Consider the following 9,145-nt stretch of genomic DNA (forward strand, 5'->3'; position numbering starts at 1 on the left):
ATATTGTAATTACATTCTAAGAGAATCTTTTCGATGTAGTCTTTCTTTATTGTATCAAATTCTGGGTTAGCTGTATTATCTTTAAGATTAACTTCTAAAATATGTTTGGGAAGGTATTCTTTAGTAAGCATTTCTTTGCTTGCTAAGTTTACAGATCTTTCTACTACATTTTGCAATTCCCTTACGTTTCCTGGAAAATCGTAAAGAAGGAGTGGATTAATGAAACTTTCATCATAACCAGTAATACTTTTGTTGAATTCTTTTGCAAATTTCTTTATAAAATGAGAAACAAGTAATGGTATATCTTCTTTCCTCTCTCTAAGGGGTGGAAGGGTTATCTCAAAGGCATTTAATCTATAGAATAAATCTGCTCTAAATGAACCAGATTTAACAAGAGAGTCAAGTTTTTTGTTTGAAGCTGATATAATCCTTACATCAACCTTGAAAGATTTTGTGCTACCAATTCTTGTGATGATTTTATCTTCAAGGACTCTTAGGAGTTTTACCTGTATTTCTAAGGGCAATTCTTCTATTTCATCTAAAAATAAAGTTCCACCGTTTGCAAGCTCAAACTTTCCAGGTCGGCCGTTTTTGTCGGCATCAGTGAAGGCTCCTGGTTCATAACCAAAGAGCTCGCTCTCGGCTAAACTACTTGGTATAGCTCCACAGTTTATTGCAATAAAAGGCTTATCGGCACGAATACTTTCAAAATGGATAGCTTGAGCAAACATTTCTTTTCCAGTTCCAGTCTCCCCTGTAAGATGAACAGGTGTGTTAGATTGTGATGCTAATTTTGCTAATCTTATTGCTTCTTTTATTTTAGGACTTTTACTGATGATATCTTCAAAAGTGAAGTGGTTTTCTCTATCACCGTCTAACACAGCAAATCTTTTTGTTTCCTCAGTTTTATTGAAGAAATCAATAACTCCAGCAAAGTCGTCATCTGTGTCCTTTAATACAACCGCTGTCTTTGTGAAACGCAGTATACCTTTTGAAGGACTTTCAATGACAAATTCTTTGTTTGTATAACCCTTACGTGTTCTATATACGTTAAGTATAACAGGTTTAAAGTCAACTATCTCAGTAACATTTTTGTTAATTGCTTCCTTTTTGTTTACTCCGAGAATTGATGCACCGGAAGAATTTATAAAAAGCACTTTTGCATTTTTATCCAAAACGATAATACCATCCTTATTTGCTTCTACGATTGATTCTATCAATTTCCTTGAAAGGTTAATTTCTTGGATTAGGTTTTTAAAATTTACCTCATTTTGGATGGCTTGTGCCATTAGTGAAGTAATTTCTAATGCAAACTTAGGGTAGTATCTATTTGGTGATGATATACTAACCGCACCAATAAGATTTCCAGATCTATCAACTATTGGTGATGCAGCAGACGACCAATCTTTAAGATTGAAGTTAGCAAAAGCATAACCTTTTACTTCGGCTTCTTTGATTTTTTCAAGAGCCATTCCGAGTGCTGTTGTATTTCTAAGTAAATTATCTATTATCATACCTTCTCTAATTACAGGGTCTCGGTTTATGTTCATTGCAAGTAACACAACTCCATCCTTATCGACAAAGGAGATCGTAAAAGAGTCGTTAAGATATATAAACTTCTCAAAGTGTTTTTTTGAAGCAATAAGATAAAAAAAGTAATCACTTTTTCTTTTTTGAAGTTCGTATGGCGAAACAAATTTTACTAAATTCTCTACCCTCTCTACCATGGCCTAATTTTACCATAAAAATTTAATTTTTAAAAAATCTTAACAATTATTTTTTGATTTTGAATCCTTTAACTATTTAAAAACTCTTGATATTTCATTATAAATTCTATTTATTAAGTCATTTTCGTTAATATATCTTAATTCGTAAATATTCATTACCGAGGCTCTATTACTCTTGATGCATTTTGAGCCCGGATGATATTCTTTTTTTGGTGTTAATGCACGTTTCATCTGTTCAAGATTAGAATTCAAAAGAAGTGTTGCATGGTATAAAAATCCGTTGTATTTCAAGGCAGCAGCGCTTCCAGAGACTTTTTTGTCACCAACAAGAATTTCGTTATGCTTTCCAATGGAAGCTTCAATATTGAAATATTTTAAGGCATTTGCTATGGCTGAGCTTAAAAAATGTATATTCTCTAGTATGTAGTTGCTTTTTAATGTTTCTTTTTTAACTATGACAGATATGTTTAAATTACCTAGATCATGGAAAACAGTTCCACCACCTGTAGTCCTTTTAACTATCTTAATTTGGTGTATTATGCAGTAATCTTCGTCTATCTCAAATTCTTTACATTGAAATCTTCCAAGAATAACAGAAGTGGAATTTTTATAGAATCTAACGATATCTGGTAGCACCCCAAGACCTACAAGATAAAGCAATTTTTCATCAAGTGCAATGTTGAATTCGGGGTCCGTTGAATTACTCCTAATAAATACGAAATTTTCCACACTTTTATTTTAACTTTTTATTTTTTTTCTACAATAGTTTTTAAAACCTCATTTACATTTTTGTTAATTTGGGTCATTGTAAATGTATAAAATATTTTTGAAATTTTTATAAATTTTTCTACTAAACTCTTGACTTTTAAATATTTTTAGTTAAAATTACAACTTAGTTAGATATCAGTTTAAATTAATTAAAAAGGCGAAAGTTTATAATGAGAATAGGTATAACGTATAATCTTAGAAGAAGTTTAAGTGAAAAAGAAGCCGAGTTTGACTGGCCTGAGACTATTGACGCTGTAAAAAAATCCCTTGAAAATCGAGGTCACAAAGTAAAACTGTATGAAGCTACCTCACCACTACTTTTTTATTTGCTTGCAATAGATAGGCCGCAGTTTGTATTCAATATCGCTGAAGGTAAAAATGGTCCTTATAGAGAATCTTTTGTTCCTGCAATTCTTGATGAATTGAGGATTCCATACACAGGTTCATCTCTCTTATCTCTTGCTATTTCAATGGATAAAGTTATGACAAAAGAAGTTCTAATGTTTGCAAATGTTCCTACACCAAAATTTAAAGTATTGAAGCCAAATGATAAAATTAGTATTGACAATCTTCAGTTTCCTGTAATTGTCAAACCTATATACGAAGGTTCAAGTATTGGTATTTCGTCAAAATCCGTTTGTTTTTCTGAGAATGAGCTGAAATTAAATGTATTAAGGGAATTTGAAAGATTCCGAAGACCAGTAATGGTTGAAGAATTTATCGAAGGTATTGAAGTTACAGTTGGTATTATAGGAAACTACCCACCGGTAGTTTTACCTCCAATGGAAATAGATTTTTCAACTCTTTCAAGAAGAGAATTAAAGGCTTCAGCAGGTGGAATACAAACGTATAAATTCAAAGTTGATTATTCTGGAAAAGCTAACTATTATTTACCAGCAAGGTTACCTGAGGAAATTCTATCAAAAATTAAGGATATTTGTTTAAGGGCCTTTATTGCTCTTAGGAATAGAGATATAACCCGTTTTGATTTAAGAGTTGATAGGGATGGAAATCCATATATTCTTGAAGCAAACCCTCTACCTGGGCTTGACCCATTGCATTCTGATTTTCCTAGGATTTATAAACTTATGGAAAAATCTTATGAAGATCTTATAAATGATATTTTGAACACCGCAATTGAAAGACACAGAATTGAAAATAAAATAGTATTAAGTTAGTTTAAAATCATACTACCTTAAAACAAACTTTTATTAAGTTTAGAAATTTTTGTTTTGTTGCATAATATAACCAAAATTTAAAGAGGGATTTTAGCAAAAGAATTTTTAATGTATTTATAAAAATTTTTTAAGAAAGTTTGGACTTGACAAAATTTTTTTTATTCTTATAATTTATATAGGGGGTTTTTATAGTTTTATGCTAACAGGATGCAAAAAAGGTGAAGATCTTCTTTTGCAAAAGTTACCGAAGAAAAGAAAGGGATTTAACCTTCTTGAGGTAGTAATAGCTATCTCGGTATTATTTATTATTACACTAAGTGCACTGTTACTTTCAACATTTTCTGCAACAAGTCTAAAAGATTCAGAAGCTCGTGATATGGCAAAAAATATCGCAACTTTTGTTGTTGAATTCGTTCGGTCAAGAAACGTCACAATGGATAATAATTTCCTTGGTATACTTCCTCCAACCGATCCTTCTTTTTCAACCGCCTCAAGTAACGATAAGAGAAGTAAATATTGGTTTGATCCTGATTTAAATCCAAATGCGTACTTTCCAGGTCTTGTAGATTTAGGTGCAAATCCACTTTTAACTAATCCTGAACCGTTAAGGCCAAATACTTCATCTGATACTATTAATATCCATCCTGCGCTACCAGACGTTTCATATAATAGCAATTCCTTTTATTCTTCACTTCAAGGTTTTGTATCTTTTTCTAACAATCCTGTTAATTCTTCGCCTTCACAAGAAGATGGAAATGCTTTTACGAACAATGGTAAGTATTATGATTTGATAACAACTGCTCCCTATGTTGTGCAGTTTCCTGAAGGAATCAATAACTTTTCTGCTTTTGCTAACTACAACGCTTTGATTTTTACAACCGACAGTGATAAAGTTAATACAAACTCAGCTGTGTTCGATCCACATTACACAAATGAGGTAAGCAAAAAAATAGCAACAATGTCTTATAGAGGTTTTAGGGTCCTAACACAAATTGTTGCAAGAAAAAAAGATGCTTCAAGTCCAAACCATGTGCAGTACTACGATGTAAAGGTAACGGTTTTCTGGATTGTTGGTAGTTATGAACATTCCTACAGTTTGTCAACTAAAGTCACAACGTATTGAGGTATAGCATGGTTAAACGTAAAGGTTTTACTCTTATCGAACTTGTAATTGCGATGGCTGTGCTTTTTGTATTTATCTATATGAGCTTTTCAATTTTTACTTTTGTTAACACTTTTGTAAGAACAAATCAAAGTAGAGAGGTTTTAATTGAGAACATATCAAATGTACTTGACCAATTATCAAAAGAAATTAGACAAACAATTACTTATGGAACAGGAAATGTTGGTATAGTTTATCCTTCTGCTGCCGAAAAGCGAGATATTTTTTCCATTCTGGCTGATGATTCACCACAACCTGGAAATTTAGGGAATGATGAGTATTATGTTTTTGATAATGCAAAAGGGCCAATCTTGAGATTTTACGTTTATAGCAATGACAACGTAAAACATAGAATAACTTATACTCTTGGTGTGCCTACTGATAGTTATGGCAATTATAAAGGACTGCCGAGGCAATACTGGATTAACAAATTGTACGAACCTTGTCAAATTCTTTATAGTAACGAAACTTCAACTGATGGTGGAATAACTTGGAGTGGTGGTATTCACAATCAACCTATAACAGATCAAGTTATTACCAATTTTGTTTTAATAAGGCCTTCTTGGTCAGATAAAGTTGTTCAGATTTTAATAGAAGCTTTTGTAAAAGACGCTTCAGGAAAACCGACTAAAATTGTAAGAATTTTGCAAATTACTTTAAGACAGTAAACATTAAGAAGGAGGTGTTTTAAAATGAGAATTATAAAAAGAAGAAAAGGTTTTGCTTTGATTTTTGCTATTGTAATTGCTGTTGCAATGATGGTTCCAGTTTTGATGTTGATGTCTTCTGCTATACCGAGGAGAACTGTCGTTACAGAAGAAGCGATTTCTGATATGGTTCTTTCCGTTGGAGAAGCAACTGTAGATAAAATACTTTCTCAAATCAATACGTTTCCCGATTTAACTAAAAATAACCCAGTAATTAATGATGGAATAAAAAATATTGAAGATTACTACACTGACCATCCACCAAGCGACCTTTTCGTGATTAAAAGAGATGTAGTTAAATATACTATGGGATATCTTCTTTCTACAATTAATGGTGGAACTATTAACCAACCTACAACAAGTGTCAACCCTGCGACTATATTGCAATCAGAAAAAACGACTTATCTTGAAGCTAGACCAATTTTATCTGGTTCAATATGGGACATAGAAGATAATGTTTCAACATACCTTTATAATTTAGACACGCAAGAGTATTATGCTGTTGTTGATGATGATGGGAGGATTGCTTCAGTTTCTTTAACAGGAATAAATGGTGATATCCAAACGAAGCGTATTAAAAAATTATCAAATGGAGATATTAGAACAGGTATTGCTGCTTGGGACGATGCGTATGCAACTGATAACAAATGGATAGAGATAGATACAAATACTCAGTACATTGACGATGGTGAAAATTTGCCTGGAAGTACTAAGTTTCAGATCAGGGTAAGCTCTTATCTTTTAACTAATTCAAATGCTAAAAACATTGTAAGGAATATTCTTGCTGAAGCAACTCTTAGTGCTATTAACGTGGATGTTACATCCTCAAGTGGTGTAGGTTCTGGTGGTTCTACTGCTTCAGGACCATTTAAGTATGCTGTGTGGTCTGGTAAAGGATTGGTAATGAACGGTGTTCACACTATACAATCAGGACATATTGATCCCTCAACTAACCAAATTGTTTATGACGGAAAGAATGGTCAAGGAAGTTTGTACTCAACGGGGCAAATCATAATGAACGGAAACAACAGAATATACGGCAATATAGTTACCGCACTCCCTCCGGGAAATAATTCAATTATTATGAATGGAAATATAGAATTTGGTAATAATTCTACAATAACTTACAACCAACAAGAGGAGCTTCCTGATTTTCCTCTGGAAACAGAAGAAAGTATAAAATCAACTGCAATGAGTGCAAGTCTTCCTTATTTCGGTAACTATTACTATAACAGCAGTAATACTACCATTAATGTTAACGGTGGAGAAGTAAAATATTATATAAGTGGAAATGTTTCGTTAAATGGCGCTGGAAATACTATTAAATTTCATCCAGTAAATAATGTTAATCCTACTGGACCAAAAGTAGATTGGTATATTGGTGGTGATTTTTCAACTAATGGAAATACGGTGCTTGATTTTGGTGATACGCCAGGTATTGTGTGGGTTAACGGATATATTAATTTCAACGGAAATCTTACTATTAAAGGATCAGGAACTATAGTTACAAATAAAAGGGTTACATTTAATGGTTTTTCAAGAGCATCTAACACAAATCCTAATAGCAAGTTGGCTATAATTTCTCTAGGAAAAAACTTCCTAAATAGTGGTATTATTTTGAATGGCAATAATACTATGCATGGCATATTCTATGCACCTTATAGTGATATAATACTAAATGGTAATGGGGATGTTTTTGGGTCTCTTATTGCTGGTGGATATATCAGCTTTAATAGACATGGAGTAATAATAAATGGTAACCAGGACATTATCTATGATACTGGAATAAGTTCAGACAGTGGTAGTAATAGCGGTCCTATATTGCCAACAAATTCTGTTACAGTTGATGGTGTAAGTTTTGCAACAAAATACATTTACAGATTATCGTGGAAAGAAATTGTTTCTGATCCTGTTAATGTTGCAAATATTCAGGGACTAAATCCTGTTTTTAACTTTACTAACCCTTAGTAATATTGAGGAGGAGCTGTTTGTTATATATCAAGTTTGAATTAAACCAGCAAGAAAATAAAGTTCTTGCTGGTTTTACTCTTATAGAGACCTTATTAGTAATCGCAATTATAATCATCATGGGCGGTATTTCTGTTCCTTATTTTCGTGGTTATATTTCTTCAGAGCGCCTTCAAGAGGTTGCGTGGCAGATGGTTTTAGATTTGAGAATGGTTAAAGAGAAAGCAATTATCTATCAGCAAGATTTAAATGTTTATTTTAATTTTGATTCAAGCAAAACTATTGAAAACGGTGAAGTAGAACCTTTTAGTTCTACCAATCTAGACAACAGAAGTTATTTTTTCGAGACCTTTCAATGGGGCAAGGACCAAGTAAGTGAGGTAGAGAATGCACACTACATACCAACAGATTCTGTAAACAAACATTTTGTTAGTCGGATACTTAAATATGGCATTGTAATTGATTCAATTACAACAACTTCATCGTCTTCTTCAATTCCATTTGGAGGTAAAAACTATTTTACTATTTGCTTTAATTCTGGAGCAGGGGATACTTTTAGAGGTGAAACAGATATTGTGGAAGGAATGGTAGGAAGAGAAAACACTATTCAATCAATAATCAATAATCAACTACTTATAAAACTTAGAGATAGTTCAACCAATAAATATTTTTATGTGATCGTAAACGGTGTTGGAAATATTACCATGAATGGAAGCCCACCACCATAAGAAAGGTGCAAGAAAACATAAAATCCTCTCTTATATTTTTATTATCTTATAAACTAAAATTTTTAATAAATCAGTAAAAACTAAAGTCACAAAGAAAATATAAATAAATGCTATTAGTATGTGTAGTATTGGGACCTTTGCTACAAATATACCTAGCCAAGATATTAAAGTTGCTATTACTATATCAACTATTATGGTAGTTAAAAGAATATTGCTTGGACGAGAGCTTAGGAAAAACCCTTCTTCTCTAAAGTTTAGAATGTTTAACAAACCTGATACAAGCAGAAAATAGAACATAAGAGTTTGTAATTTAGTAAATGGAAGATTTATATACTTAAAAGCAAGGTACATTGCAAGGAATAGTTCTCCAATTTTTAGTGAACCAAAAATTAAAGAGAGAACTATTAATTTTTTTACATTCCATTTTTCGGGCTTGTTTGATGGCACCACATTATCAGTTGCAATTGACATGGTAACAAAATCATACAAAAAGAGCATTAAAACCATTTGGGCAGGAGTAATTATTGGTTTTCCGATAATTAACGTTGCAATTGAAACAAAAAAGACGATTTGGAATGTTTTTACAACTTTATTTATTATCCACAAGACTATTCTTTTATAAATTTTTTTCCCGGTGTAGATAAGATCAACAATATTTGAAAGTCCTGGGCTTGTGAAAATAACCTTTGCAGATTGTTTAGCAATTTCAAGGGAGTTTGAAACTGCAATGCCTAAATCTGCCTTTTTGAGCGCTGGAGCATCATTTGCACCATCACCTGTCATGCCTACAACGTGGTTTCTTGATTGGTAAAAATTTACAATATTCAGTTTATCCTCTGGTAGAACTTCTGCAAATACATCCGGATTTTCATTTTGCTCAGATTGTGATGTTTCCCATTCTTTGATA

Annotated in this window: 8 protein-coding genes; 5 read left to right on the forward strand and 3 right to left on the reverse strand. The window is 32.3% G+C overall.

Annotation, left to right across the window (positions count from 1 at the left end; all coding sequences use genetic code 11):
- The coding region (locus tag K6343_05100) for a sigma 54-interacting transcriptional regulator (GenBank protein MEF3245338.1) at positions 1-1,727 on the reverse strand (1,727 nt) is incomplete at its 3' end.
- A gap of 72 nt (positions 1,728-1,799) precedes the next feature.
- Positions 1,800-2,456 carry a lipoate--protein ligase family protein gene (locus K6343_05105; protein MEF3245339.1) on the reverse strand — a complete coding sequence of 219 codons (657 nt, stop codon included), beginning with the start codon at positions 2,454-2,456 and terminating at the stop codon, positions 1,800-1,802.
- A gap of 209 nt (positions 2,457-2,665) precedes the next feature.
- Here K6343_05105 and K6343_05110 point away from each other — a divergent pair, with 209 nt between their 5' ends.
- The 5 genes from K6343_05110 to K6343_05130 all read left to right on the forward strand — a co-directional run bounded on the left by K6343_05110 (position 2,666) and on the right by K6343_05130 (position 8,238).
- Positions 2,666-3,673 carry an ATP-grasp domain-containing protein gene (locus K6343_05110; GenBank protein MEF3245340.1) on the forward strand — a complete coding sequence of 336 codons (1,008 nt, stop codon included), beginning with the start codon at positions 2,666-2,668 and terminating at the stop codon, positions 3,671-3,673.
- Between the two features lie 196 nt (positions 3,674-3,869).
- Entirely contained in the window at positions 3,870-4,796 is a 927-nt protein-coding gene (locus tag K6343_05115; protein ID MEF3245341.1) for a type II secretion system GspH family protein, read from the forward strand.
- A gap of 8 nt (positions 4,797-4,804) precedes the next feature.
- Positions 4,805-5,503, forward strand: coding sequence for a prepilin-type N-terminal cleavage/methylation domain-containing protein (locus K6343_05120; GenBank protein ID MEF3245342.1), 699 nt, complete (start codon positions 4,805-4,807; stop codon positions 5,501-5,503).
- A gap of 24 nt (positions 5,504-5,527) precedes the next feature.
- Entirely contained in the window at positions 5,528-7,510 is a 1,983-nt protein-coding gene (locus tag K6343_05125; protein MEF3245343.1) for a hypothetical protein, read from the forward strand.
- Between the two features lie 20 nt (positions 7,511-7,530).
- The gene (locus tag K6343_05130) at positions 7,531-8,238 is read left to right on the forward strand and encodes a hypothetical protein (GenBank protein ID MEF3245344.1); all 708 of its coding nucleotides are present in this window, start codon (positions 7,531-7,533) and stop codon (positions 8,236-8,238) included.
- A gap of 30 nt (positions 8,239-8,268) precedes the next feature.
- On the opposite strand, the gene K6343_05135 is transcribed toward K6343_05130, so the two are convergent.
- Positions 8,269-9,145 (reverse strand): HAD-IC family P-type ATPase (locus tag K6343_05135; GenBank protein MEF3245345.1); only part of this gene is annotated, 877 nt, incomplete at its 5' end.

Source organism: Caldisericaceae bacterium (assembly GCA_036574215.1).
Classification (GTDB): domain Bacteria; phylum Caldisericota; class Caldisericia; order Caldisericales; family Caldisericaceae; genus Caldisericum.

What these genes read in the sequence shown, in the direction of transcription:
- K6343_05110 (MEF3245340.1), top strand. Translation starts at nt 2,666, where the DNA reads ATGAGAATAGGTATAACGTATAATCTTAGAAGAAGTTTAAGTGAAAAA.
- K6343_05115 (MEF3245341.1), top strand. Translation starts at nt 3,870, where the DNA reads ATGCTAACAGGATGCAAAAAAGGTGAAGATCTTCTTTTGCAAAAGTTA.
- K6343_05120 (MEF3245342.1), top strand. Translation starts at nt 4,805, where the DNA reads ATGGTTAAACGTAAAGGTTTTACTCTTATCGAACTTGTAATTGCGATG.
- K6343_05125 (MEF3245343.1), top strand. Translation starts at nt 5,528, where the DNA reads ATGAGAATTATAAAAAGAAGAAAAGGTTTTGCTTTGATTTTTGCTATT.